This window comes from Ralstonia nicotianae, from assembly GCF_018243235.1.
Classification (GTDB): domain Bacteria; phylum Pseudomonadota; class Gammaproteobacteria; order Burkholderiales; family Burkholderiaceae; genus Ralstonia; species Ralstonia nicotianae.
This window is the reverse complement of the sequence record NZ_CP046674.1, coordinates 3,288,229-3,313,056: the sequence shown is the minus strand read 5'-3', so window position 1 is coordinate 3,313,056 and position 24,828 is coordinate 3,288,229. Positions and strand designations below refer to the sequence as shown.

Genomic DNA, 24,828 nt, shown 5'->3' with positions numbered 1-24,828 from the left:
GATTCCTTTTCGACGCAGCGGTCGGGTGGCCGACCACAAAAAAAGCCCGCGCGAAGGCGGGCGTGGGCGACGGCGTCGCGCCCGGGGCTCAGGCTCCGGACGCGGCCTTCCATCACATCTTGTGGTCGCGCACCTGCTGGACGACGTAGTCGAGCGTCTGGGCGGCGCCCACGTTGCTGCCCGCATCCGCAGGCGAGGTGGTGTACTTGCCCTGCACCACGACGGTCGGCACGCCTTCGATCTTGTACTGGTCCGCCAGCTGCGCGGCGCGCTTGGTATTGGCGTTCACGCCGAACGAGTTGTAGGCGTCCAGGAAGGCCTTGCGGTCCACGCCGTTGGCCGCCATGAAGTCGGCGATCTGATCGGGCTCCGACATCGAGCGGTAGTTCTTGTGCAGTTGGTCGAACACGCGGTCATGCAGGGTGCGGCCGCTGGCGTCCTTGGCCTCCAGCTTGCCCAGCGCTTCCAGCGCGTAGTAGATCCGGGTATGCGGTTCCAGCTTGGCGTTGAAGGCAACCGGCACGCGCTTGATCACCACGTCCTTGCCCTGCTTGGCGACCCACGCCGTCCAGGTGTTCTCGAAATCGTAGCAGTGCGGGCAGCCGTACCAGAAGAACTCCGTCACTTCGATCTTGCCGGCCGCCACGGGCTGCGGCGTTTGCAGCACTTTATATTCCTTGCCGGCCGTCGGGGCGGCCTGGGCGGGAGCGGTCATCAGGAAGCCGGCGCCGGTAGCGAGGGCAATCAGGAAAGCAGCGAGTTTTTTCATGGTGGAATGGAAATGGAGCAAAGGCGATCGGTGACCCGATCCTCAGGCTTCTGACCGGCGCCGCCGCATCGGGTTCAGGCGGCGCCATGTCATTTTTGACGTCATTGCCGTGCGAAGCGGATCACCGTGGATTCGACACCGCTGGCCTGCAGGCGCGAGCGCACGGCTGTCATCTCGTCCAGCGAATTGAACGGCCCCAGGCGGACGCGGTATTTGGTGCTGCCGTTCACCTCGCGCTGCGTGACCTTGGCCTCGAAGCCCTGCATGGCGAGGTTGCCTTTCTGGCGCTCGGCGTATTCGGCGGAATCGTAAGCGCCCACTTGCAGGAAGTAGCCGGTCTTGGCCGCATCCTGGCGGGCAATCTCGGCGATCGGGTCGGCCACCGGCTTCTCGGCCGGCGCGGGGGTGACCGGTTTGGGCGGGCGCTGCATCGCGACGCTGCTGCCCGGCTCGGCCGGCTTGGGCGTGGCCGGGGCCTGGGAGGCCGGCTGGGTGCCCGGCTGGTTCGGCTCGGGCACCTGGTCGACCGGCTTGGCCGGCACGCGGCTCCACAGCGGAGCGTTCGGGTCGGCCGGCGGGGCGCTCGCCTGCGGGGCCGGCTGGACCGGAGCCGGCAGCGGATTGACCACGCTGCCCGGCTCGCTCGGCTTGGGTTGCGCACCGTTGCGCGAGACGAACGGCACCGGCGCCTTGGTGATGTATACCGCCACCACCACGGCGATCGCCAGCCCGACGATCAGGCCGAGCACCAGGCCCAGGAACGTGCCGCCCCGCTGCGAGCGGGCACGGGAAGATTGCGTATTGCGTGCCATGTCGATCCTTCTAGATGCGCCGACGATTATAAGAGCGCCGTGTGGCGGGCAGTCGTGCGCCTCACATCTTTTGCGGTGCCGAGACACCGATCACCGCCAGGCCGTTGCGCAGCACCTGGCGCGTGGCCGCCAGCAGCGCCAGGCGGGCACGCTTGACGGCGTCATCGTCCACCAGCACGCGGTCGGCGTTGTAGAAGGCGTGGAAGTCGCCCGCCAGGTCGCGCAGGTAGAAGGCGACGGCGTGCGGCGCCAGTTCGCGGGCGGCGTCGGCCAGCATGTCCGGGAAGGCGGCGATGCGCTGGACCAGCGCGACGGCCTGCGGGCTGGCTTCCGGGCCCGCCACGGCGGCCAGGTCGGCCCCGGCGAGCGAAGCCGCGTCGCCGCCCTCGCGCGCATGCCACTGCTCGAACACCGAGCAGATCCGGGCGTGGGCGTATTGCACGTAGTACACCGGGTTCTCGTCGCTCTGCTTGAGCGCCAGGTCCACGTCAAAGACGAATTCCGTATCCGCCTTGCGCGACAGCAGGAAGAAGCGCACCGCATCGCGGCCGCGCGTGAAGCGCCCGGGCCAGTTCGGCGCGCCCGATTCGACGCAGGCGCGGATGGTGTCGACGCCGGCTTCGGACTCGGCGTCGCCGTTGCTCCATTCGATCAGGTCGCGCACGGTCACGTAGGAGCCGGCGCGCTTGGAGATCTTCACCTCGGCGCCGTCCTTCATCACCGTCACCATCTTGTGCAGGACGTAGTCGGGGTAGCCCTTGGGGATGCCGAGATCCAGGCCCTGCAGGCCGGCGCGCACACGGGCGATGGTGCCGTGGTGGTCGCTGCCCTGCACGTTGATGACCTGCGTGAAGCCGCGCCCCCACTTGGTGGTGTGGTAGGCCACGTCCGGCACGAAGTAGGTGTAGCTGCCGTCGGACTTGCGCATCACGCGGTCCTTGTCGTCGCCGTCGTCGGTGGTGCGCAGCCACAGCGCGCCCTCCTGCTCATAGGTCTTGCCGGCGGCGATCAGCGCATCGACGGTCTGCTGCACCTTGCCGTCGGCGTACAGCGACGATTCGAGGTAGTAGTGGTCGAACTTCACCCCGAAGGCCTGCAGGTCGATGTCCTGTTCGTTGCGCAGGTACGTGACGGCGAACCGGCGGATGGCCTCGATGTTCTCCACGTCGCGCGCGCCGGTCACCGGCTCGCCGTCGGAGGCGCGCACGGTCTTGCCGGCGAGGTAGTCGGCGGCGATGTCGGCGATGTAGTCGCCGTTGTAGGCGGCCTCGGGCCAGCCGGTGTCGCCCGGCTTGAAGCCGCGCGCACGGGCCTGCACCGAGACGGCCAGGTTGTGGATCTGCACGCCCGCATCGTTGTAGTAGAACTCGCGATGGACCTTGTGGCCCTGCCACTCCAGCAGGGCGGCCAGCGCATCGCCCAGCGCCGCCTGGCGGCCGTGGCCGACGTGCAGCGGGCCGGTCGGGTTGGCCGAGACGAACTCCACCAGCACCGGCGCGCCGTCATGGAGGTCGGCGGCACCGTAGCGGTCGCCCTCGGCGAACACGGCGGCGAGCACATCGGTGCGGGCGGTGGGCGACAGGCGCAGGTTGATGAAGCCCGGGCCGGCGATTTCCACCGCCGAGACGAGCCGCTGGCCGCGCGCATCGGCGCGGATGCCGTCGGCGATGCGGTTGGCGAGTTCGCGCGGATTGGTGCCCAGCGGCTTGGCCAGCTGCAGCGCGACGTTGCACGCGATGTCGCCGTGCGCGGCCTGCTTGGGGCGCTCCAGGACGATTTCCGGTCGGTTCGTGCCTTCCGGCAGCAGGGTGCCGACGGCGTCGGACAGCAGTTGGGAGATCGTCTGTTTGTGGGAGGGCAGCATAGGAAAGCCATGACGCCGGCCGTGTCGGAACCGTTTGAAATCCAGTTCCGGCGCGACCAGTTGCGTTGTTCGGGGAAAAGTACGAAATTTTATCAGGTGAGCCGCGGTCTGAGCCTGATCCGCCTGTGCCCCGGCCAGCGGCGGTAACCCTACGACCCAACCACGGGAAGACCGAAACCATGATCACCTTTACTTCGCACGCTTCGCAAAAGTTCTCCATGCAGAAGGATCTCGCCATGGTGCTGCTGGGCGTGATCGGCAAGACGCTGGGCGAACGCGGCGTCATCACGCCCGAAGAGATGCCGCACGCCATCGAGCGCCTCAAGCGCGCCATCAAGGACGACACGCACCACGCGCACATCCAGGTGGCCGAGCTGTCGGCCCAGCCCGACGAGGAGGAGGACGAGCCGCCGCATCTCGGCCAGCGTGCCTACCCGCTGCTCCACATGCTGGAGGAGTCGCTGCAGGAGAACGCCAACGTCATGTGGGGCGTCTGAGCCCCGGACGCAACGCCATGCCCGGCTGCCCGCCAGGGCGGTCCGGGCGTCCGGCCACAAGCGGGCTGGGCACGGGAAGACCGCCGACGGCACTCGCCGATGCCGCCGTATCCGAGCGCGGCCCCGCCGGACAACACTTCCGCGTGCTGTTTCCACCATCGTCAGCACCCCATCCGGCACGCACCGCATCACGGGAGCGCGGTCGCCGGGCCGCGGGTCTTGCCCGGGTCGCTCGCGATGGCGATGCGCCCGGACCCGGAACAGTCCGCACGACACAGGCATCGCGAAGACGACGCACAGGATTCCGGCAAGGCTCGCGGCGCCGGCGGCAGGGCCTGCAACGGGCTTGCCGGCATATGCGGCGAGCCCGGCACAGCGGGTTGTCCACAGGTGTCGCCCCGACCGCCTGGAGGTATGATGCGATTTGCTATAAAAAACACACACAAACGCGCGCCGCGCCGGGCGGCCTGACGCGTTGCTCACGGTCTGCGTGCCATGCGGTCATCTCTGCGCTCCACCCTGCTGCTTGCCGGCGGCATCCTGCTGACGCTGGGCGTGCTGATTGCGTCCGAGACGGGCAACATTCGCTTGAGCCAGGGCTACCGGCAGGTGATCCAGTCGCAGCAGGCCGAAACCGCCATCAATGAACTGCTCGCCGAACTCGTCAACGCGGAGGCCGGCCAGCGCGGCTTCCTGCTCACGGGCAAGGACGAGTACCTCGATCCCTACAACAAGGCCATCCCGCACATCCACGCGCTGATGGCGGAAATCCGCGACCACTACGCCAACGACCCCGAAGCGCTGAAGCTGTTCTCCGATACCGCGCTGCAGGTCAGCCGCAAGCTCACCGAGATGGAGCTCACGCTGATCTACGGCAAGCGCGACCTGGAGGTGGCGCTGGACCTGATCCGCACGGATTTCGGCAAGGCGTCGATGGAGGCGGTGCGCCAGGGCCTGGACCGGCTGCGCCAGCGCGAGATCGGTACGGTGGCGCGCAGCCTGGAGCACGCCGAGCGCGATCTGGCGCTGTCGCGCTACGGCATCGCGCTGATCACCGCGGTCAACATCATCCTGCTGGTGGTGCTGGGCATGCAGCACGCCAGGCGCCTGGCCGCCACCGAGCGGGAGCGCGACAAGCTCGAAGAGGAAAGCCAGAAGCTCGACCGCATGGTGCGCGAGCGCACGCGGCAGCTGTCGGACCTCGCCGCCCACCTGCAGCGTGTGACCGAGGACGAGAAGACGCGCCTGGCGCGCGAACTGCACGATGAGCTGGGCGCCCTCCTGACCGCCACCAAGATGGACCTGCACTGGCTGCGCTCGCGCATCACGGTCTCCGAGCCGGCCGTGGCGGACAAGATCACGCGCGTGATGGCCCACGTCGACCAGGGCATCCAGATCAAGCGCCGCCTGATCGAAGACCTGCGGCCGACCATCCTGCTCAATCTGGGCCTGGCCGAGGCCATCACGCAGCTGACCGAAGACGTCGGCACGCGCAATCAGTGGCAGACCGAGGTCAGCCTGCCCGACGAGATGCCCAAGCTCACCGACGACGCGGCCATCGCGCTGTACCGCATCGTGCAGGAGTCGCTGACCAACGCCTCGAAGTATGCGCACGCGACCATCGTCTCCGTGGCGCTGGATGCGAGCGAGGAGGGCGTGCGGCTGCGCGTGCGCGACAACGGCCGCGGCTTCCCGGCCGACCTCGAGCGCCGGCGCATGGTTGGCCATCATGGCCTGCTGGGCATGGAGCAGCGCGCCATCGCGCTGGGCGGCACACTGACGATCGACTCGACGCCGGGCGGCGGTGTCACCATCATCGTCGAGCTGCCGCCGACCGATGCGGTGGTCGACCGCGGCGATGCCGGCAACGGGCCGGCAGGGGACATTCCCTTGGCAGGCAAGGGCAACGCGCTGGTCTGATGCGCGCCGCCCAATAAAAAAGCCCCGTAGCGGGGCCTGTTCGTCATACCGCCCGAGGCGGCTTACATCTTCTGCTTGGCGTTGTCGGCGGCGTTTTCCAGTTTCTGGCCGCCGCTCTGGATGTCCTTGCCGGCGCCGGCCATGGTGTTGCAGCCGGCCAGCAGCATGCAGGACAGGGCGAAGACGGCACACAGGGTTTTCATCGCAGACTCCTCGGTCGTGGGGAAAAGGGATGAGGGATGGGGATGCCGTCCGGGACGATGCCCGTGCCGCTCAGTGGTGGGGGTGATGGTCCGCCTGCGGACGCGGGCGGACCATGCCCGCGCGCTCTTCGATGACCTCGAACACCTTGTCGAGCTCGAGCGATTTGTCGAAGAAATAGTTGGCGCCCGCTTCGAAGCAGCGCTGCCGGTAGGTCGGCACCTGGGCGTGGTTGGTGTAGACGATGCGCACGCTCGGCGACGCCTGGTCGCGCAGCGACTGCAGCACCTTGAAGCCGTTTCCCTGGCGCAGTTGCAGGTCCACGATGACGACGTCGTAGTGGCCTTGCGCCAGCAGGCGCAGTGCCAGGTCTTCCGTGTCTGCCCATTCCACCACCGCCACGAAGGCGGAGGCCTTGAGGTACTCCAGCACCATGCCGCGCAGCACGGGGGAATCCTCGATCAACAGGACGCGCAAGCCACGGGTGGAGAGGGTGACGGCTTGATCCAGCATGCGTTGATGGTAGCCAGCGGGTTTAGTGGGTGCTATCGGATGTTGTCCTACATGCCAACAGGGTTTGCGGCCGATGCCGGGGTCTCGGGGCCCCACCGTTCGGCCGCAGCGGCGTCATTCCACCAGTCCGTTCTTGATGGCGTAATACGTCAGGTCGGCGTTCGACTTCATGCCCATCTTTTCCAGGATGCGGGTGCGGTACGTGCTGACCGTCTTGACGCTCAGGAACAACTCTTCGGCGATGATCGAGACCGATTGGCCACGCGCCAGCTTGCAGAAGATCTGGAATTCGCGCTTGGACAGGGTCTGGTGCAGCGGCTGGTCGGTCGGCTTCTCCAGCCCGCCGATCAGCAGTTCGGCGACCGTCGGGCTCACGTAACGGCGCCCTTGCGAGACGGTGCGGATGGCCTTGACGAGTTCGTCCGGCGCGCTTTCCTTGGTCAGGTAGCCCGAGGCGCCGGCCCGGATCAGGTTGATCGCGTACTGGTCTTCCGGAAAGGTGGACAGGATCAGCACCGGCAGGTCCGGGTGACGCTGCCGTACCAGCTTGAGCGTGTCGATGCCGTTGCGGTCGGGCATGGAGATGTCCAGAACCACCACGTCGAAGGTTCCGGTGCGCAGTTGCTCCATCACCTCTTCCCCGCTGGCCGCCTCCCCCGCCACTTCGATGTCCCGCTCTTCCGACAGGAACTGCCGAAGACCGGCGCGGACGATTTCATGGTCGTCCGCAATCAGGACGCGAATCATGCTGCTCCTTGTCGACGTCGCGTGCGGCGGCGTTCCCGCGCGCATGCGCCGTGCTTGTTGGTTCGATACGACAGCGATTGTATCGGACTGTGGCGTCAAACCGGAGCGGTCCGCATGGGCCGCGGGCACGGTATCGCTCAGCGCTGCCGTCGACGCTCTCGGATGTGCGTGAATCACAACACTGGCGATGGCCCTTCCGGATGCCGGCGGCCGCTGAAAAGAACATCGGAAAACAGAACGGGGCGGATGGTTCCGCCCCGTGGATGCCGCAGCGCCGGGCCGGAGCCCGGCCGGTCTGTCGGGATTACTTGGTCTGCGTGGCTGCGCCACCGCTGACGCTGGCGTCGACGCTCGCGCCGCCGGTGGCTTCGGTCTTGGCGCCCTTGACGACGTGGCCGGCCTTCTCGGTCGCCTTGCGGGCCAGCTTCTCACCATGTGCCTTGTGCTCGTGCACGGCCTTGGCGCCTTGCTCGGCCTTGTCGCTCAGTTGGCTCTTCACGGCGTCGGTGCCCACCTTGGCACCGGTGTCGGCCTTCAGGCCCAGGCCGGCGGAGCCTTGCGCCGGAGCGACGGCAGCCGTGCCGTTGGTCTGCAGCGAGGCGCCGACGTCGGCCGACGGGGTTTGCGCATTGGCGTAGGCCGAAGCAGCAGCGATGGCGATGGCGGACAGGGAGAGCAGCAGCTTGTTCATGGAAGAGACTCCTTTCGTTCTGGACGGCCACGCGAGGGATTCGTCGCGGCTTCACTCTGTGTCGGTGCGGTGAGTGAGCGTTCAGTCTAGGGGACGCTCCATGGTTACGACTGTTAGGGGGTGTAAGCCTTTGTAATATCGGACGGCAACCGCTTGAAACGCCCCGCAACCCAATGCCGGCGCGGCTTGGCGGGATGACGGACATGGCGATCCGGTCGCCATGTCTTAAACGTCTTGTCACAGATTTACAGGTTGGGTGCCAGGGCGCGCTCCACATTGCGGCGGTCTTCCCCGCTGCGCGCGGCCATGTCGTCCACCTGGTCCTGGCCGATCTTGCCGATCGTGAAGTACGTGCTGTCCGGGTGCGACAGCTGGAAGCCCGAGACCGACGCGGCCGGTGTCATCGCCAGCGCCTCGGTCAGGTTCATGCCGATCTCCTGCGCGTCGAGCACGCGGAACAGGTTGCGCTTGACGGTGTGCTCCGGGCAGGCCGGGTAGCCGGGCGCCGGGCGGATGCCGCGGTATTCCTCGCGGATCAGCGCGTCGTTGTCGAGCGTTTCGTCCGGCGCGTAGCCCCACAGGTCGCGGCGCACACGGGCGTGCAGGCACTCGGCGAAGGCTTCGGCGAAGCGGTCGGCCAGGGCCTTGAGCATGATCGCGCTGTAGTCGTCGTGGTCGGCTTCGAAGGCGGCTTCGCGCTTGTCGACCCCGATGCCGCCCGTCACCGCGAAGAGGCCGATGTAATCGGCGATGCCGGTGTCCTTGGGGGCGATGAAGTCCGCCAGGCAGCGGTTCGGGCGCATCACGCCGTCGATGATCGGGCGCTCGCTCTGCTGGCGGATGTTGCGCCAGGTGAGGGCGACTTCCGAGCGGGTCTCGTCGGTGTAGATCTCGATGTCGTCGTCGTTGACGGTGTTGGCCGGCAGCAGCGCGATCACGCCGTTGGCCGTCAGCCAGCGTCCGGCGATCAGGCGCGCGAGCATGCTCTTGCCGTCGGAGAACACGCGGCGGGCCGATTCGCCGACGATCGCGTCGTTGAGGATGTCGGGGAATTTGCCGGCCAGGTCCCACGTCTGGAAGAACGGGCCCCAGTCGATGTACTGCGCGAGCTCGTTCAGGTCGTAGTTGCGGAACACGCGGCGGCCGACGAACTTGGGCTTGGGCGGCGTGTAGTTCGACCAGTCGATCCGGGTCTTGTTGGCGCGCGCGGCGGCCAGCGACACCATCGGCATGGCTTTCTTGCTGGCGTGCTGGGTGCGGATGCGGTCGTAGTCGGCGTGCAGCTCTTCGATGTAGCGCGCGGCGGCCTCGTCGGACAGCAGGCTGGAGGCCACGCTCACCGAGCGCGAGGCGTCGGGCACGTACACGACCGGGCCTTCGTAATTGGGCGCGATCTTTACGGCGGTGTGCACGCGGCTCGTGGTCGCGCCACCGATCAGCAGCGGGATCTTCTTCACGCGGAAGTACTCGTCGCGCTGCATCTCGGAGGCCACGTAGGCCATCTCTTCCAGCGACGGTGTGATCAGGCCCGACAGGCCGATGATGTCCGCGCCCTCGACCTTCGCCTTGGCCAGGATCTCGTTGCACGGGACCATCACGCCCATGTTCACGACTTCGAAGTTGTTGCACTGGAGCACGACGGTGACGATGTTCTTGCCGATGTCGTGCACGTCGCCCTTCACGGTGGCGATGACGATCTTGCCGCGCGAGCGCACGTCGCCGCCGGCGGCCGCGATCTGCCGCTTCTCTTCCTCGATGAACGGGATCAGGTGGGCCACCGCCTGCTTCATCACGCGGGCGGATTTCACCACCTGCGGCAGGAACATCTTGCCCGCGCCGAACAGATCGCCGACGATGTTCATGCCGTCCATCAGCGGGCCCTCGATCACCTGGATCGGGCGGCCGCCGGCGGCAAAGATCTTCTGGCGAACTTCCTCGGTGTCTTCGACCACGTAGTCGGTGATGCCGTGCACGAGCGCGTGGGCCAGGCGCTTTTCCACCGGCTCCTGGCGCCAGGCGAGGTTCTCCTCGCGCTTGGCGCCGCCGCCCTTGTAGCGGTCGGCAATTTCCAGCAGGCGGTCGGTCGCATCCGGGCGGCGGTTGAGCACCACGTCTTCCACGCGCTCGCGCAGTTCGGGGTCGAGGTTCTCGTACACGCCCAACTGGCCCGCGTTGACGATGCCCATGTCCATGCCCGCACCGATGGCGTGGTACAGGAACACGGTGTGGATGGCCTCGCGCACCACGTCGTTGCCGCGGAACGAGAACGAGACGTTCGACACGCCGCCGCTCACCTTGGCGTGCGGCAATTTCTGCTTGATCCAGCGCGTGGCCTCGATGAAGTCGACGGCGTAGTTGTTGTGCTCCTCGATGCCGGTGGCGACCGCGAAGATGTTCGGATCGAAGATGATGTCTTCCGGCGCAAAGCCGACCTGGTTCACGAGGAAGTCATAGCTGCGCTTGCAGATCTCGGTCTTGCGCGCGAACGTGTCGGCCTGGCCCTGCTCGTCGAAGGCCATCACCACGGCGGCGGCGCCGTAGCGCTTGATCAGCTTGGCGTGGTGGGCGAACTGTGCCTCGCCTTCCTTGAGCGAGATCGAGTTGACGATGGCCTTGCCCTGCACGCACTTCAGGCCGGCCTCGATCACCTCCCACTTGGACGAGTCGATCATGATCGGCACGCGCGCGATGTCCGGCTCCGATGCGATCAGGTTCAGGAAGCGCACCATCGCCGCCTTGGAGTCGAGCATGGCCTCGTCCATGTTGATGTCGATGACCTGCGCGCCGTTCTCGACCTGCTGGCGTGCCACGGCGAGCGCCTCGTCGAACTGGCTGTTGAGGATCATGCGCGCGAACGCCTTGGATCCGGTGACGTTGGTGCGTTCGCCGACGTTGACGAACAGCGTGTCCTCGCCGATGTTGAACGGTTCGAGGCCGGAGAGGCGCATGAGGTGGTCGGTCATGGTGTGCGGGGTTCGGTCGTGCGGGGGCGTGGTCGCCCGGCTTCAACGGGTTGCCGTGGGGCTGGGTCTCAGGCGGCTTCGCGGTACTGGCCTGGCCACGCGCGCGGCTTGCGCTGCGCCACGCGCTCGGCGATCGCCCGGATGTGCTCGGGCGTGGTGCCGCAGCAGCCGCCGACCAGGTTCACCAGGCCGGCGGCCGCGAATTCGTCGACCAGGCTGGAGGTGACCTCGGGCGTTTCGTCGAAGCCGGTGTCGCTCATCGGGTTGGGCAGGCCGGCGTTGGGGTAGCACGAGACGGCGGTGTCGCAGATCTTGGCCAGCTCGGCGATGTACGGGCGCATCAACGCGGCGCCCAGCGCGCAGTTCAGGCCGAAGGTGATCGGCTTGGCATGGCGCAGGCTGTTCCAGAACGCTTCGACGGTCTGGCCCGACAGGATGCGGCCCGAAGCGTCGGTGACGGTGCCGGAGATCATCACGGGCACGCGCTCGCCGGAGTCTTCGAAGAGCTGGTCGATGGCGAACAGCGCGGCCTTGGCGTTGAGCGTGTCGAAGATGGTCTCGACCAGGAAGACATCGGCGCCGCCTTCGAGCAGTGCCTTGCCCTGTTCGTAGTAGGCGTCGCGCAGCTGGTCGAAGCTGATGTTGCGCGCGCCCGGGTCGTTGACGTCGGGCGAGATGCTGGCGGTCTTGGGCGTCGGGCCGAAGGCACCGGCCACGAAGCGGGGCTTGTCCGGCGTGCCGTACTTGTCGCAGGCCTCGCGTGCCAGGCGGGCGGCGACCACGTTCATCTCGTAGGCCAGCTCCGCCATCTTGTAGTCTTCCTGCGCGACGGTGGTGGCGCCGAAGGTGTTGGTCTCGATCAGGTCCGCGCCCGCGGCCAGGTACTGCTCGTGGATCTCGCGGATGACCTCGGGGCGCGTCAGCAGCAGCAGTTCGTTGTTGCCCTTCACGTCCACCGGATGGCTGGCGAAGCGCTCGCCGCGGTATTGCGCCTCGGTCAGCTTGTAGCGCTGGATCATGGTGCCCATCGCGCCGTCCAGGATCAGGATGCGCTCGCGCAGCAGCGCGGGCAGGTTGGCGGCACGGGTGTAGGGCAGGGGCGCGGTCATGGAGGACTCCGATAGGTTGGCCGGGCAAGCGATCGAATTTGCGGCCAAAGGCGAATTTTACCAGTCGCATCAAGGACTTGACGGCATTGCCGGGAGCCGCGCTCCTATAATTGCAATCACCCCCTTCACGTTGATGCAATCATGCAACTGCTCGACCCCGCCGACGCCCACGTTTTCCTGCAGCGAACGCCCGCCGCGCTCTTCATCGATTGCCGCAGCGAGATGGAGCACCTGTTCGTCGGCCACCCGGCCGGCTCGCACCACGCGGCATGGAACGATGGCCCGCACTGGGAGATCAATCCGGAGTTCGTGCCGACGGTGCGCAAGCTGTCCGGCCACGGCATCGACCGGCCGATCGTGCTGATCTGCCGCAGCGGCAACCGCTCGGCGGCGGCCGCGCAGGCGCTGGAAGCGGCGGGCTTCCGCGAGGTCTATGTGGTCCGCCACGGCTTCGAGGGCGACCTGGATGCGACGCGGCATCGCAACACGCTCAACGGCTGGCGGCATGCCGGTCTGCCGTGGGAGCAGTGTTAGCCGGCGCCTATGGCGCCGATAGCCGCCTGCCCGCAAAGGAAAAAACGCCCGCAGCCGCCAAGGCCCGGGCGTTTTTTCGTGGGCCGGACGGGCCGGCCCCTGGCGGCGCAGCGTGCGCCGCCGCGATGTCCTGTCAGTGCATGACCACCGGCTGCATCATTACCGTGTCGAACTTGCCGAGGAAGGCATCCACCTCTTCGACCGTCGGCTCGCTGGCGATCAACCGCTTCACGTCCTCGCGGAAATGCTCGGCGAGTTCGCCGCCGAGGAAGATCTCGCGCTTGAGGTTCTTGTCCACGATTTCGTAGCCGCCAGCGGACAGGGTGGCGTGTTGACCGTCGGCACCGAATTCGACAACGCAGTAGTTGTCGCTGTTGTAGATCATTTGCATGGTGCACCTCCGGGCGGAAACATCGTGTTGCTGTTGTTGGACTGCTCAAACACTGCACCGGGTAGATGGGGCCCGAGGCCGAGACTTCAAGGGTGATCGGTCCCGCGCCGTCGGCCCGTTTCTGCCCCATCTATCCCTTGGGCTTAATAATTGGCCACAAAGTTCGCAAACGCGAGGTCCAATGTGTGACGCCCGTTGCGATCGCGTAACAAGACCTTTCCGCCTCTGCCCCGAAAGACGCAAGCGCGCATCCTCCATCCGACCGGTGGACAGCGCGCCGTGTGCGCGGCGCCTGTAGCTCGATCGCGTGCGGCGACGCTTCAGGGCGTCTCGCACTGACTGCCGCATCCCGCGTGCCCGAGGAACTCGTCCAGATCGGTGAGGAAGGCCTCCTCCTGTTCGATGGGAGCCAGGTGGGCCGCATGCGGCATCACTTTCAGACGCGCGTTCGGCAGGCTTCCGGCGATCGCGCGCGCGACGTCGGGCGGCGCGCCCGCGTCGTCTTCGCCGACCACCACGAGGGCCGGGCAGGCAATGCGCGGCAGCGCATCGCGCGTGTCGAGCGCTTTGATGGCAAGGCAGGCGCCGACATAGCCTTGCGGCGGGGTGGCCAGCAGCAGCGCGCGGATGCGCGCGGCCACCTCGGGATGCGCTTCGCGGAACGGCGTGGTCAGCCAGCGCTGCAGGGTCGGCTCGACGATGCCGGCCATGCCGTGCGCCTCGACCTGGCCGATGCGGTCATCCCACATGGCGTGCGCGGCAACGGGCGTATGGCAGACCGTGTCGCACAGGGTCAGCGACAGCAGCCGCTGCGGGTGCCGTACGCCCAGGATCTGCGCCACCATGCCGCCCATCGACAGCCCGACGAAATGGACCTGCGGGATCGACAGCGCATCGAGCAGGCCGGCCGCGTCGTCGGCCATCTGGAACAGCGTGTACGCGCCGTGCGGCGCCGTCGTGCCGCCATGGCCGCGCGCGTCGTAGCGCAGGACCCGGTGGCGCGACGCGAGGCGGTGCGCGATGCTGTCCCACATCTGGTGGTCCACGCCGAGCGCGTGCGCGAGCATGATCCACGGCCCGTCCGCGCCGTCGATGCGGTAGCGGATGCGGATGCCGTTGGCATCGGCGTGGCCCGATTCGGTGATGGCGTCTGCGGTCATGGTGTGGCTCCGTTGGGGGCGGTGTCCTGAGACAGGTAGACGAGCTCGAACTGCATGCCGCTGGGTTCGGTCTGGCGCAGGCGCACCGGCAGCCAGCCGCGCTCGGGGGCGAGCCAGATCTCGACACGGCGCGCATCGCCCTCGCGGCGCGGCAGCCGCACGAAGTGCTCCGCGCGGACTGCGCCGTCCGGCGTGTCGACCATGTCTTCGCCGACGCGCTGCACGCGCGCGAGCTCCACGCTGTCGGTGTCGGCGATGGGCATGTCGAGCGTCACTCCCTGGCTGGCCAGCCGTGACGGATTGCCCCGGCCCAGTCCGGTCAGCTGCAGGAAGACACTGAAGCGGTCCTGGACGCCGTTGGGCAGCGGCAGCACCGAAGGGCTCCGGGTGAATGTGATGACCGGACTGCCCGGCGTGCCGGAGGCGGGAGCGGGATCGACGGTGCGGTGGAAGGTGGTGACGTCCGGCTGTCGGCGTCCGCGCACTTCCTCGTAGCGCAGCGGCGCCAGGCCGAAGGCGTCGACGTTCCCGGTGCTGCGGAAGGCCAGCGCGCCGAAGAACAGCGGTAGTGGAATCTCGACGGCCAGCGTGTAAGTCTTGCCGTCGGTGGCCCAGCGGATCATGCCGTTTTCGTTGCGCACGCCGTTGACGTAGGTGGCGTAGTGCAGGGTGGCCGAGGGCGGCAGCGCGAAGCCGGGGCCGGGCGGCGCGGCGGGCGCATCGGGGCGTTCGGCGCCGAGATCGGTGACCACGCCGGTATCCGCCGATGCCTGGGCGCCGGTGCCGGTGAGTTCCGGCAGTTCGGTGTCTGCCATGTCAGGCACCGTTGGTGCCGGCTCCGGTGTTGGTGTCGGCGCGTGCTGCGGATGGGGGCGCGGCGCGGGCGGCCGCGGCTTGGCTGCCACGGATGCCGGTGCGGGCGGGGCTGGCGGATGCACGGGCTCCGGCTGCAGCAGCAGGGTCGGCACGACCTGCTCGGGGGCGGGCGGCCACGTCACCTGGTGGCTGCGCGCGACCCAGATCACCGCGATGCCGTGCGCCAGCAGCGCGGCCAGCGCCACCACGCCCCAGCGCCGCCAGCGGCGTGTGCGCGTGCCGGTGCCCGGCGCGTCAGGATTGCGGGTGGTGGAGCGGAACGTATCCAAGATCGGCGGAAAGCTGTTGTACGGCCTGCCGCAAGCGCCGCTCCAGCGGGCCGTCGGCCGTGGTATCGAATGTGCTCTGGGCACCCAGGGCGAGCAGCGCCAGGCACAGCTGGCCGTTGGCGTCGAACACCGGCAGGGACATCGCATTGATGCCCGGCAGCACGCCGCCATGGATGCGCGACACGCCGCACGCGCGCACTTCGGCGCAGAGGGCATCGTACGCTTGCAGCGTGCGCGGGTGCTCGGGGTTGCCCGCCGTGGCACCGGCGGCGGCCAGCGCGTCCAGTTCGCGCTGGATGAAAGGCAGCGTCTGCGCGCGCGGCAGGTAGGCGCCAAACACGCGGCCGGTGGCCGAGTTGAGCATGGGCATGATGTCGCCCAGGCGCAGGCTGACGGTGATCGGTTGGCTGGCCTCTTCCCAGTGGACGATGGCCGGCCCCTGGTTGCCCCATACGGCCAGGCCGATGGTGTGGTCGATCTCGTCGCGCAGCGCGGCGGCGGCGGGGCGGGCGCGGCGCATCGGGTCCTGCCGGTTCAGGCTCACCAGCCCCATTTCGCTGGCGAAGGGGCCGAGGTCGTAGCGGCCCTCGGGCGTCTGCGTGACCAGTCCCAGGCGCGCGAAGCTGACCAGGTAGCGGTGCGCCTTGGCCGGGTTCATCGGCGCGGCGCGCGCGAGATCGCGCAGCATCATCGGGCCGTTGCTGCGCGCGAGCACATCGAGCAGGCGGAAGCCGACTTCGATGGACTGGATGCCCGTGCGCGCGGGCGCGTCCGCTGCGGAGTCGGCTTCGGGATCCAGGTCCGGATCGGCGTCGGCGGGCGGCGTGGGGCGGGGCATGGCGGTGCGGGACGGTCGGTTCGGGTCAGTGTAGCCGATGCATGGTGTAGCATCCGCGCAGCCTGTTCCCGCCCTTGTACCGATATGAAACTCGCCACCCTCAAGGATGGCTCGCGCGACGGCCAGCTGGCCGTGGTGTCGCGCGACCTGAAGACCGCGCACTTCGCCACCCACATCGCCGGGACGCTGCAGCGCGCGCTCGACGACTGGTCCTTCCATGCGCCGCAGCTGCAGGCGCTGTACGAGCAGCTCAACACCGGCCGCGCCCGGCATCCGTTCCCCTTCGTGCCGGCCAACTGCATGGCGCCGCTGCCGCGTGCCTACCAGTGGGCCGACGGCTCGGCCTACCTCAACCACGTGGAGCTGGTGCGCAAGGCCCGGGGCGCCGAGATGCCGCCCGAGTTCCGGACCGATCCGCTGATGTACCAGGGCGGCTCGGACGATCTGGCCGGCCCGCACGATCCCATCGTCTGCCGCAGCGAGGCCTTCGGCATCGATTTCGAAGCCGAGGTGGCGGTCATCACCGGCGACGTGCCGATGGGCACCGGGCCCGCCGCGGCCGGCGAGGCCATCCGCCTGGTCATGCTGGCCAACGATGTGTCGCTGCGCAATCTGATTCCCGCTGAGCTGGCCAAGGGCTTCGGTTTCTTCCAGAGCAAGCCGGCCACGGCGTTCTCGCCGGTGGCGGTGACGCCCGACGAGCTCGGCGACGCGTGGCGCGAGCGCAAGGTGCATCTGCCGATGACGGTGCACTGGAACAGCAAGAAGGTCGGCCAGCCCGACTGCGGCATCGACATGGTGTTCGACTTCGGCCAGCTGATCGCGCACATCTGCAAGACGCGCAACGTGCGCGCGGGCAGCATCGTCGGCTCGGGCACGATCTCCAACGCGGACCGCGGCAAGGGCTACTGCTGCATCGCCGAGAAGCGCATGCTGGAGACGATCGATGCCGGCGCGCCCGTCACGGAGTTCATGCGCTATGGCGATACCGTGAAGATCGAGATGTTCGACGGCAACGGCGCTTCGGTCTTCGGCGCGATCGACCAGGAAGTGATGGCGCCCGACGCGCAGCGATGAGGCACGCGGTGCCGGTCCGGACGGTTACGCCGGCGCCGGTCGGCGTCCCCGCTTGGCCGGCACGGCGGCCCCGGCCGTCAGCGCGTGGCCGTGGTAGCCCAGGCGCAGCGACAGCGCCCGGCCGGCTTCGCGCAGCAGCCGCGCGGGCGCGCCGCCTTCGTCGGCGTCGAACACGCTGGACAACCCCAGCGCGGTGATCGCGCCGGCCAGCCTGCCTTGCGCATCCAGCACCGGCACGGCCACGGAGTTGATGCCGTGGACCAGCGTGCCGGTGATGCGCGCCACGCCCTCGTGCCGCACGGCCTGCCAGCGGGCGCGGCAGTTCAGCCAGTCGGTCAGGCCGACGCGGGCCGCGCCCGGGCCGTGCAGCTCGCGGTCGATCAGCGGGGCGATCTGGGTTTCCGGCATCCATGCCGCGCAGGCCTGGCCGGTGGCCGAATTCAGCAGCGGCATCACCGAGCCGACGCGCACATTGATCGTGACCGGCTTGTCGCCGTCTTCCCAGCGCACGATGACCGGTCCGCGCTCGCTCCACACCGACAGGAACACGCTTTCGTTCAGGCGCTCGGCCAGCTTGGGCAGCATGAGGCTGCCTTCGCGCACGAAATCGACGTCGGTCAGGGCGGACAGCCCCACCTGCAGCGCCTGCGTGCCGAGGCGATAGCGCGCGGAGGCGGGGTCCTGCTCGACGAAGCCCATGCGTTCGAGCGACACCAGGTAGCGGTGCACCTTGGCGCGGGGCATGCCCAATTGGCGGCCGAGTTCGGAGACGGCGTGCGCGCCGCCGGTGCGAGCCATGGCCGACAGCACCGTCAGCGCGATCTCGGCGGACTGGATGCCGGTGCCGGCACGTTCGGCCGGGGCGCTGTCCGGCGCGGCGGCGTCGGCCGGGAGATCGTCGTCGAGAGGCATCTTGAAGCCCTGGGTGTCACTTTCTAAGATACGCGTTACGGAAGAAGATACAACCGATGCGGCGGTCTTGCATCGCGGAAGCACGGGGGATGCCGTGAGGCTGTTGCTCTTTTCCGTGCAGGACCATGATCCGGACGGCCCTCGCAGTCTGACCCAACTGCACGCGGACGTCATCGCTCAGGCTCGCCATGTCGAGGCTCTCGGCTACGGCACCTTCCGGGTGGCCGGGCACCGCTTCCACATGGACGGGGCGGTGCCCAAGCCGGAAGTCTTCCCGATCCGCTATGCTTGATGCACATTCCGCCACGCCATGAACTCGCTCGCCCCACGCTTTGCCCGTTACCAGGCGCTGACGCTCGTGCAGCACGGCCCCATCCTCGAGATCGTGATGGGGGCGGCGCAGTCGGCCAACCGCAAGCTGTCCACCGCCGACGCCGGTCTGCATCGCGAGCTGGCCGAGATCTGGCGCGACGTGTCGGCCGAGCCATCGGTGCGCGTGGCGCTGATCCGCGGCGAGGGCCGGGGCTTTTCGGCCGGCGGCGACCTGCACCTGGTCGAGCAGATGGCCGATGACTTCGAGGTGCGCACCCGCGTCTGGCACGAGGCGCGCGACCTGGTCTACAACCTCGTCAACTGCGACAAGCCCGTTGTCAGCGCCATGCATGGCCCGGCGGTGGGCGCGGGGCTGGTGGCCGGCTTGCTGGCGGATATCTCGATCGCGGCCCGGGACGCGCGCATCGTCGACGGCCATACCCGGCTGGGCGTGGCGGCCGGGGACCATGCTGCGATCGTCTGGCCGCTGCTGTGCGGCATGGCCAAGGCCAAGTATTACCTGCTGCTGTGCGAATCGGTGTCGGGCGAGGAGGCCGAGCGGATCGGGCTGGTGTCCCTGGCGGTGCCGGAGGCGGAGCTGGTCAACCGCGCCTTCGAGATCGCCGAGCGGCTGGCGGCGGGTTCGCAGACGGCCATCCGCTGGACCAAGTACGCGCTCAACAGCTGGTTGCGCCTGGCCGGGCCCACCTTCGATACCTCGCTGGCGCTCGAATTCATGGGGTTTGCCGGGCCGGATGTGCGCGAGGGCATTGCCAGCCTGCGCCAGAAGCGGCCGCCCGACTTCGATGCCGCCTGAGCGCGGCGTTCAAAAACGATTTCCAGGTAGGAGACACCACACCATGTTCACGCAGATGCCCAACTTCGCCGAAGGCGGCTTCGAATTCCTGCGCAAGCTCTGGGGCGGCGGGTTCGCCGGCATGACCGGCGGCGGGATGCCCGGCATGGCCAATTTTGCCGCGCCGCCGATGGATCTGGAGGAGCTCGACAAGCGCATCCACGACCTGCGCGCGGTGGAAAGCTGGCTGCAGCTCAACGCCAGCCTGCTGCGCACCGCCATCCAGGGGCTGGAGGTGCAGCGCGCCACGCTGGTCGCCCTGCAGACCTTCGGCTCGGCGCTGTCGCCCGAAGCCGTGCGGGCCGCGTTCGACAATTTCTCCGGCAGCGAGGCGCCGGCCGCCGAGGCCGCCGCGGAGCCGGAGCCCAAGCCGGCATGGCCGCATACGTCCACGGCCGCCAGGCCGGACCGGACCGAAGCCGAGGCACCGGCCGCCCGGGCCGAGGCCGCCGCGCAGGTCGAAGCGCAGGCGCAGGCTGCCGCGCGGGCGGCTGCGGCGGCGCTCGATCCGTCGCCGTGGTGGAACCTGCTGCAGCAGCAGTTCAACCAGATCGCCAGTTCCGCGGCAGCGGCCATGCCGATGCCGCAGGACTTGATGCCGGGCTTCCCGGGCGGCTTCCCCGGCTTTGGCGGCGCGCCCGGCGCCGAGGGGCTGGACAGCGCGCCCGAAGATATCGAAGGCGAGGGTGGTGCAGCGGGCGGCAAGCGTCGCGCGCCGGCCGGCGCGTCCGCCAAGGCGGCGCCCAAGACCGCGGCCAAGCCCGCCAAGGCCCCGGCCGGCAAGCGCGCGAAAGCGCCCGCGTCGCCCAAGCCCGCCGGGAAGGCGGCCGCGAAGAAGAAGGCCCCGGTCAAGGCCGCCGCGCCCAAGCCGACATCCGATGCGTCCTGATCCTCGCGCTTGCACCAACCCGCACGCATGGATTCGACCGCGCTACTGTTGATGGGAGGCGGATCGCGCGCCGCCTACCAGGCGGGCGTGCTGCGCGGCATCGCGCGGCTGGCGCGCGAGTGTGCGCCGGATGCGGTGGGCTCGCCGTTCGACGTGATCTGCGGAACGTCGGCCGGCGCCATCAACGGCGTCGGGCTGGCGCGCGGCGCACAGGATTTCCTGCAGGCCACCGAGGCGCTGGTGCAACTGTGGGCCAAGCTCCATGCCGACCGCGTGTACCGCACCGATGTCGGCCGCGTTGGCGCCAGCGGCGCGCGCTGGCTGACGGCGCTGGCCTTCGGCTGGATGACCGGCCGCACCCCGCGCGCCCTGTTCGACAACACGCCGCTGCGCGAACTGCTGCTGGAGCAGCACGATGCGCAGCAACTGCAGGCAGCCTTCGATGCCGGCGCCCTGCGCGCGCTGGCGGTCACGGCCCTCAGCTACACCACGGGGCGCCATGTCACGTTCTATCAGTCGCCGCATGTCGTGCTGCCGTGGCGGCGCTCGCAGCGGATCGCCGTGACCGACACGATCGGCGTGCCGCACCTGCTGGCCTCGTCGAGCATCCCTTTCCTGTTTCCCGCCGAGCCCGTGCAGCTCGAGGGCAACGACGAATGGTTCGGCGACGGCACGATGCGGCAGATGTCGCCGCTGTCGCCCGCCATCCACCTGGGCGCGAGCCGCATCCTCGTGGTGGGGGCGGCCTCGCGCCAGCAGCCGGGGTGGTACGACACGGTGCCGGCATCGGGCTACCCGTCGCTGGCGCAGGTGGCGGGGCAGGCGCTGGCGAGCGTGTTCCTCGACGGGCTGTCGGCCGACATCGAGCGGCTGCAGCACGTCAACGCCATGGTCAGCCGCAACCCCGAGATCGCCGATGCGCGCGACGGATGGCGCAAGATCGAAGTGCTGGTGATGTCGCCGTCCGAGCGCATCGAGCTGATCGCCGCCCGCCATGTGCAGCGGCTGCCCGGCACCGTGCGCGCGCTGCTCAGGCCGCTGGGCGGCACCGAGGCGCGCGGCGCGGCCTTCGCCAGCTATCTGCTGTTCGAGCCGGAGTTCACCCGTGAGCTGATCGACCTCGGCGAGCGCGATGCGCTGGCCCGCCGCGACGAGCTGGCCGCCTTCCTGTACGGTGTGGTGCCGGACACGATGGCGGCTTGAGCCGGCGCTCAGCGGGGCGCCGGTTCGGCGAGCAGGGCGTCGATGCGCTTGATGAGGGCCGGATCGCCCGGCTCGACCTTGCTCGGGTACACCGCCACCACGCGGCCGCTGCGGTCCAGCAGGTACTTGTGGAAGTTCCACTTGGGTGGCTGCCCGGTCTGCTGGGCGAGCCAGTGGTAGAGCGGCGCCGCCGCTGGCCCCACCACCGAGGTCTTCGAGAACATCGGGAACTTCACGCCGTACGTGTTGTAGCAGAAGTCGGCGATCTGCTTGCCGGTGCCCGGCTCCTGCTCGAAGTCGTTGGAGGGGAAGCCCAGCACGGTCAGTCCCTTGTCGCGGAACCTGGCGTACAGCGCTTCGAGCCCCTCGTACTGGTAGGTGTAGCCGCAATAGCTGGCGGTGTTGACCACCAGCACCACGCGGCCGGCGTACTGGCACAGGTTCTGCGGCGCGTCGTCCTGCAGGCGCCTGACGCGGAAATCGAGGGCGGTTGGGCAGGGGCCCGCAGCGGCGGGCTGCGGTGCCGGGGCGGCCTGGGCGCCGGCGGCCGCGTGGCCGGTGCGCGGCAGCAGCAGCGCGATGATCGCAATGACGATGGCGATCGCGATGATCAGCAGGTGATGCCGGCTCAGCACGCCCGCAGTGCGCCGGCGGGCGAGCCGGTCGCGTGCGCGGGCAAGGGCAGGCGCGGCGAGGGAAGGCGACGACATGGCAGTCTCCGGAATCGCGGGCAGTGCATGGAATGTCTTCAGTCTAGGGTATAACGCTCGCGGAACCTGCCGCAGCGCGAAGTGCGCCAGGCGTTGCTTGTCGCCACCGGGCGCTGTCGCACTTCCTTCCTATACTGGGGAAGCGCCGGGCGACGACCCGGTCCGCTTCGCCCCACAAGCGCGGCTGATCGCCGCTACAGCACATCGCGGCGCACCGCGAGGCCGCGTGTCTGCGGAAGACGCGCCGAGGGGGTCGCCCAGACACGTCACATTCCGTGGTCCCGGCAGGCCTGTTGTCAAGAGGAAACGGGCGGATGCGTTTCACGCCTCCGCAGACATGAAAAAGCGGGGACAGTCACCTTGTCTGCTAGAATCCGCCTGCAAATTCAAAGGCTTACCATGCTCTATCCCGAATTGTTCAAGTCGTTGGAAGCGGTCCGCTGGAATATGGAAAAGGATATTCCGTGGGACCAGTTCGACGCATCGCTCCTGACCGATGCGCAGGCGCAGACCATCAAGATGAACGCCATCACCGAGTGGTCCGCCCTGCCGGCCACCGAGATGTTCCTGCGTGACAATCGCCACGATTCCGATTTCTCGGCGTTCATGAGCGTGTGGTTCTTTGAAGAACAGAAGCACTCGCTGGTGCTGATGGAATACCTGCGCCGCTTCCGCCCGGACCTGGTGCCGACGGAAGAAGAGCTGCACAACGTGCGCTTCGAATTCGACCCGGCCCCGCCGCTGGAAACGCTGATGCTGCACTTCTGCGGCGAGATCCGCCTGAACCACTGGTACCGCCGTGCTTCCGAGTGGCACACCGAGCCGGTCATCAAGTCGATCTACAAGCATCTGTCGCAGGACGAAGCCCGCCACGGCGGCGCCTACCTGCGCTACATGAAGAAGTACCTGGGTCAGTTCGGCGACAACGCCCGCAGCGCGTTCGCCAAGATCGGCGTGCTGATGGCTTCCGCCCGCCGCACCGAGAAGCCGCTGCACCCGACCAACCTGCACGTCAACAAGGCGCTGTTCCCGCAGGACACGGTGCAGTCGCGCCTGCCCAACCCGGACTGGCTGGAGCACTGGCTGGACGAGCAGATCAAGTTCGACGCCGGCTGGGAAAAGAAGGTGATCGAGCGCATCCTGCACAACATGTCGCTGCTGTTCGAGCGCACCTTCGAGACCGTGCAGGACCTGAACCGCTACCGCAAGGACCTCAACGCGCGCCTGGTCGGCCAGTCCGGCACGCCCGCGTCCGAGCAGCCGGCCTGACGCCCGGCGCCTGCCACTGAGCGGCCCATCGGTTTCGATGGGCCGTTTTGTTTCCAGCCTCCGTTTTTTCGCCGCCCATGTCCACTCTCCGCCAGCCCGCGCCCATGTTCGAACAGAAGCTCTGCGACTCCGCCGACGTGGAGGCCCGCGTGCGCGCCTTGCCGCGCCCGCTGGTCTTCACCAACGGCGTGTTCGACATCCTGCATCGCGGGCACGTGACCTATCTCGCGCAGGCGCGCGCGCTGGGAGCCTCGCTGGTGGTGGGCGTGAACACCGACGCCTCGGTGCGCATGCTGGGCAAGGGCGACGATCGTCCGCTCAATGCCGAGGCGGATCGCCTCGCGGTACTGGCCGCGCTGGAGTCGGTGAGCCTGGTGGTGCTGTTCGCCGAACGCACGCCGGTCGAGCTGATCCGGCGCGTGCGCCCCGACATCTACGTCAAGGGCGGCGACTACGACATCGACACGCTGGAAGAAACCCGCGTCGTGCGCGGCTGGGGCGGGACGGCCTTGGCGATTCCGTTCGACCACGACCGCTCGACGACGCAGCTGCTCAAGCGCGTGCGCGCGACGTCCTGAGTTCCGGAGCGCCGGCGCCGCTTCAGTGCGCGGCGGCCAGGGTGGCGGCCTGCGGCGCCGTGCAGGCGCGCAATTCATCGGCGCCCAGGCGCGTCTTGAGGGTGGCCAGCTGGGCCGCGAGGTCCGGTGCGGCATCGCCCGATGCCGTGATGCGCAGCCATGCGCGCGAGGCATTGCGGTGCGTTTCCGTCAGCACGGCGGTGCGCACGTCGTGGGCGCGCAGATCGTCCAGCCGCTGCTGGGCGCGACCCTTGTCGCGGAACAGCCCGAGCGAGACCACGAATCCGCCCGCTTCCTGCACGATGGCCGAATCGGCGACATTGCGGCGCTTGAGTTCGGTCACCTTGCGGTCGGCGTCTTCGCGCGTTCCGCGCGCGGGCATGTGGACCCACCAGCGGATGTCATCCTGGCGCGTCACCCGCTCGACCTGCACGCCTGCGAGCTGGCGCAGCTGATCGGTGCCGCGCGCGGCCTGGGCGTCGGTCAGGCCGCCGAGCTCCATGCAGTTGGCGGCGGTGGTTGTGTCGGCCGCGGCGAGCGCGGTGCGTTCGATGGCCGGGCCGGCATCGCTGGCGGCGGCGGGCGCCGAAGCCGCTTCCGGTGACGAGGCGGCGGGCGCAGGCGTGGGCGCTGGGGCTGCCTTGGGCGCGGCGGGCGTGGAAGCGGACGCCGGCTCCAGGAGGCGGATGTCTTCGGTGCGGATCTGGCGCTGCATGCGATCGGGCTCGCGCTCGCTCTCGAACCAGGCGGACGGAATATCGGGGCCGAACACGCCCAGGTTGGCGGCCAGCAAGACGCCGTTGGCGAGCAGCAGAAGCAGCAGGGCGAGGCGAAGCGTCATGGTGCGGGAATCGGCGTCGGACGGTGG

Annotated in this window: 26 protein-coding genes; 10 read left to right on the top strand and 16 right to left on the bottom strand. The window is 68.6% G+C overall.

Annotated elements, in window-relative coordinates; genetic code table 11:
• Nucleotides 1-112: 112 nt before the first annotated feature.
• From GO999_RS15305 to argS, 3 genes are all read right to left on the bottom strand, one after another.
• Nucleotides 113-769: a thiol:disulfide interchange protein DsbA/DsbL gene (locus tag GO999_RS15305; protein WP_011000252.1), complete on the bottom strand. Its 657-nt coding sequence runs from the start codon at nucleotides 767-769 to the stop codon at nucleotides 113-115.
• A gap of 101 nt (nucleotides 770-870) precedes the next feature.
• Nucleotides 871-1,581, bottom strand: coding sequence for an SPOR domain-containing protein (locus GO999_RS15300; RefSeq protein ID WP_019717445.1), 711 nt, complete (start codon nucleotides 1,579-1,581; stop codon nucleotides 871-873).
• Nucleotides 1,582-1,642: 61 nt separating this feature from the next.
• Nucleotides 1,643-3,445, bottom strand: coding sequence for an arginine--tRNA ligase (argS, locus tag GO999_RS15295; RefSeq protein ID WP_011000254.1), 1,803 nt, complete (start codon nucleotides 3,443-3,445; stop codon nucleotides 1,643-1,645).
• 179 nt (nucleotides 3,446-3,624) lie between these two features.
• Between argS and GO999_RS15290 the strand changes: the two genes are divergently transcribed.
• Both GO999_RS15290 and GO999_RS15285 read left to right on the top strand, forming a co-directional pair.
• Nucleotides 3,625-3,942 (top strand): DUF1840 domain-containing protein, encoded by a 318-nt coding sequence (locus GO999_RS15290; protein WP_011000255.1) that lies wholly within the window; start codon nucleotides 3,625-3,627, stop codon nucleotides 3,940-3,942.
• Between the two features lie 495 nt (nucleotides 3,943-4,437).
• Complete coding sequence (locus GO999_RS15285; protein WP_011000256.1) at nucleotides 4,438-5,862, top strand: sensor histidine kinase; 1,425 nt, start codon at nucleotides 4,438-4,440, stop codon at nucleotides 5,860-5,862.
• A 62-nt stretch (nucleotides 5,863-5,924) separates the two neighbouring features.
• On the opposite strand, the gene GO999_RS15280 is transcribed toward GO999_RS15285, so the two are convergent.
• The 6 genes from GO999_RS15280 to GO999_RS15255 form a co-directional block, all read right to left on the bottom strand.
• Nucleotides 5,925-6,065: an entericidin A/B family lipoprotein gene (locus GO999_RS15280; protein ID WP_003264564.1), complete on the bottom strand. Its 141-nt coding sequence runs from the start codon at nucleotides 6,063-6,065 to the stop codon at nucleotides 5,925-5,927.
• 70 nt (nucleotides 6,066-6,135) lie between these two features.
• On the bottom strand, nucleotides 6,136-6,576 hold the full coding sequence (locus GO999_RS15275) for a response regulator (RefSeq protein ID WP_011000257.1): 441 nt from the start codon (nucleotides 6,574-6,576) through the stop codon (nucleotides 6,136-6,138).
• Between the two features lie 114 nt (nucleotides 6,577-6,690).
• A complete protein-coding gene (locus tag GO999_RS15270; RefSeq protein ID WP_003278556.1) occupies nucleotides 6,691-7,323 on the bottom strand; it encodes a response regulator in 633 nt (210 codons plus the stop codon).
• A gap of 304 nt (nucleotides 7,324-7,627) precedes the next feature.
• Nucleotides 7,628-8,014 carry a hypothetical protein gene (locus tag GO999_RS15265; protein WP_016724197.1) on the bottom strand — a complete coding sequence of 129 codons (387 nt, stop codon included), beginning with the start codon at nucleotides 8,012-8,014 and terminating at the stop codon, nucleotides 7,628-7,630.
• A 245-nt stretch (nucleotides 8,015-8,259) separates the two neighbouring features.
• A complete protein-coding gene (gene metH, locus GO999_RS15260) occupies nucleotides 8,260-10,977 on the bottom strand; it encodes a methionine synthase (RefSeq protein WP_211906359.1) in 2,718 nt (905 codons plus the stop codon).
• Between the two features lie 68 nt (nucleotides 10,978-11,045).
• Nucleotides 11,046-12,086: a homocysteine S-methyltransferase family protein gene (locus GO999_RS15255; protein WP_058908192.1), complete on the bottom strand. Its 1,041-nt coding sequence runs from the start codon at nucleotides 12,084-12,086 to the stop codon at nucleotides 11,046-11,048.
• Nucleotides 12,087-12,227: 141 nt separating this feature from the next.
• Here GO999_RS15255 and GO999_RS15250 point away from each other — a divergent pair, with 141 nt between their 5' ends.
• Nucleotides 12,228-12,620 carry a rhodanese-like domain-containing protein gene (locus tag GO999_RS15250; RefSeq protein ID WP_011000261.1) on the top strand — a complete coding sequence of 131 codons (393 nt, stop codon included), beginning with the start codon at nucleotides 12,228-12,230 and terminating at the stop codon, nucleotides 12,618-12,620.
• A 133-nt stretch (nucleotides 12,621-12,753) separates the two neighbouring features.
• Here GO999_RS15250 and GO999_RS15245 read toward each other — a convergent pair whose 3' ends face one another.
• From GO999_RS15245 to GO999_RS15230, 4 genes are all read right to left on the bottom strand, one after another.
• Nucleotides 12,754-13,011, bottom strand: coding sequence for a BTH_I0359 family protein (locus tag GO999_RS15245; protein WP_003264554.1), 258 nt, complete (start codon nucleotides 13,009-13,011; stop codon nucleotides 12,754-12,756).
• Nucleotides 13,012-13,331: 320 nt separating this feature from the next.
• Complete coding sequence (locus GO999_RS15240) at nucleotides 13,332-14,171, bottom strand: alpha/beta fold hydrolase (protein WP_071014409.1); 840 nt, start codon at nucleotides 14,169-14,171, stop codon at nucleotides 13,332-13,334.
• A complete protein-coding gene (locus GO999_RS15235; protein ID WP_019717450.1) occupies nucleotides 14,168-15,316 on the bottom strand; it encodes a DUF3108 domain-containing protein in 1,149 nt (382 codons plus the stop codon). The genes GO999_RS15240 and GO999_RS15235 overlap by 4 nt, the downstream gene beginning before the upstream one ends.
• A complete protein-coding gene (locus GO999_RS15230) occupies nucleotides 15,282-16,154 on the bottom strand; it encodes an IclR family transcriptional regulator (RefSeq protein ID WP_016724203.1) in 873 nt (290 codons plus the stop codon). Before GO999_RS15230 ends, GO999_RS15235 begins: the two co-directional genes overlap by 35 nt.
• An 84-nt stretch (nucleotides 16,155-16,238) precedes the next feature.
• Between GO999_RS15230 and GO999_RS15225 the strand changes: the two genes are divergently transcribed.
• Complete coding sequence (locus GO999_RS15225) at nucleotides 16,239-17,231, top strand: fumarylacetoacetate hydrolase family protein (protein WP_071014401.1); 993 nt, start codon at nucleotides 16,239-16,241, stop codon at nucleotides 17,229-17,231.
• Between the two features lie 24 nt (nucleotides 17,232-17,255).
• Here GO999_RS15225 and GO999_RS15220 read toward each other — a convergent pair whose 3' ends face one another.
• Nucleotides 17,256-18,143 carry an IclR family transcriptional regulator gene (locus GO999_RS15220; protein ID WP_011000266.1) on the bottom strand — a complete coding sequence of 296 codons (888 nt, stop codon included), beginning with the start codon at nucleotides 18,141-18,143 and terminating at the stop codon, nucleotides 17,256-17,258.
• A gap of 1 nt (nucleotide 18,144) precedes the next feature.
• Between GO999_RS15220 and GO999_RS15215 the strand changes: the two genes are divergently transcribed.
• The 4 genes from GO999_RS15215 to GO999_RS15200 are packed head-to-tail and all read left to right on the top strand — an operon-like array spanning nucleotide 18,145 to nucleotide 21,403.
• Nucleotides 18,145-18,435: a hypothetical protein gene (locus GO999_RS15215; protein ID WP_226951766.1), complete on the top strand. Its 291-nt coding sequence runs from the start codon at nucleotides 18,145-18,147 to the stop codon at nucleotides 18,433-18,435.
• 18 nt (nucleotides 18,436-18,453) lie between these two features.
• A complete protein-coding gene (locus tag GO999_RS15210) occupies nucleotides 18,454-19,272 on the top strand; it encodes an enoyl-CoA hydratase/isomerase family protein (RefSeq protein ID WP_011000268.1) in 819 nt (272 codons plus the stop codon).
• Nucleotides 19,273-19,315: 43 nt separating this feature from the next.
• Nucleotides 19,316-20,200 (top strand): PhaM family polyhydroxyalkanoate granule multifunctional regulatory protein, encoded by an 885-nt coding sequence (locus tag GO999_RS15205; protein ID WP_211906358.1) that lies wholly within the window; start codon nucleotides 19,316-19,318, stop codon nucleotides 20,198-20,200.
• 27 nt (nucleotides 20,201-20,227) lie between these two features.
• The gene (locus tag GO999_RS15200) at nucleotides 20,228-21,403 is read left to right on the top strand and encodes a patatin-like phospholipase family protein (protein ID WP_011000270.1); all 1,176 of its coding nucleotides are present in this window, start codon (nucleotides 20,228-20,230) and stop codon (nucleotides 21,401-21,403) included.
• A gap of 8 nt (nucleotides 21,404-21,411) precedes the next feature.
• Here GO999_RS15200 and GO999_RS15195 read toward each other — a convergent pair whose 3' ends face one another.
• Nucleotides 21,412-22,113, bottom strand: coding sequence for a glutathione peroxidase (locus GO999_RS15195; RefSeq protein WP_016726563.1), 702 nt, complete (start codon nucleotides 22,111-22,113; stop codon nucleotides 21,412-21,414).
• 399 nt (nucleotides 22,114-22,512) lie between these two features.
• On the opposite strand from GO999_RS15195, the gene GO999_RS15190 reads away from it, so the two are divergent.
• Nucleotides 22,513-23,382, top strand: a complete 870-nt coding sequence (locus GO999_RS15190; RefSeq protein WP_011000272.1) for a ferritin family protein — start codon at nucleotides 22,513-22,515, stop codon at nucleotides 23,380-23,382.
• 77 nt (nucleotides 23,383-23,459) lie between these two features.
• Nucleotides 23,460-23,960 (top strand): D-glycero-beta-D-manno-heptose 1-phosphate adenylyltransferase, encoded by a 501-nt coding sequence (gene rfaE2, locus GO999_RS15185; protein ID WP_028852530.1) that lies wholly within the window; start codon nucleotides 23,460-23,462, stop codon nucleotides 23,958-23,960.
• Between the two features lie 22 nt (nucleotides 23,961-23,982).
• Here rfaE2 and GO999_RS15180 read toward each other — a convergent pair whose 3' ends face one another.
• Complete coding sequence (locus tag GO999_RS15180; RefSeq protein ID WP_019717455.1) at nucleotides 23,983-24,801, bottom strand: SPOR domain-containing protein; 819 nt, start codon at nucleotides 24,799-24,801, stop codon at nucleotides 23,983-23,985.
• Nucleotides 24,802-24,828 lie beyond the last annotated feature (27 nt).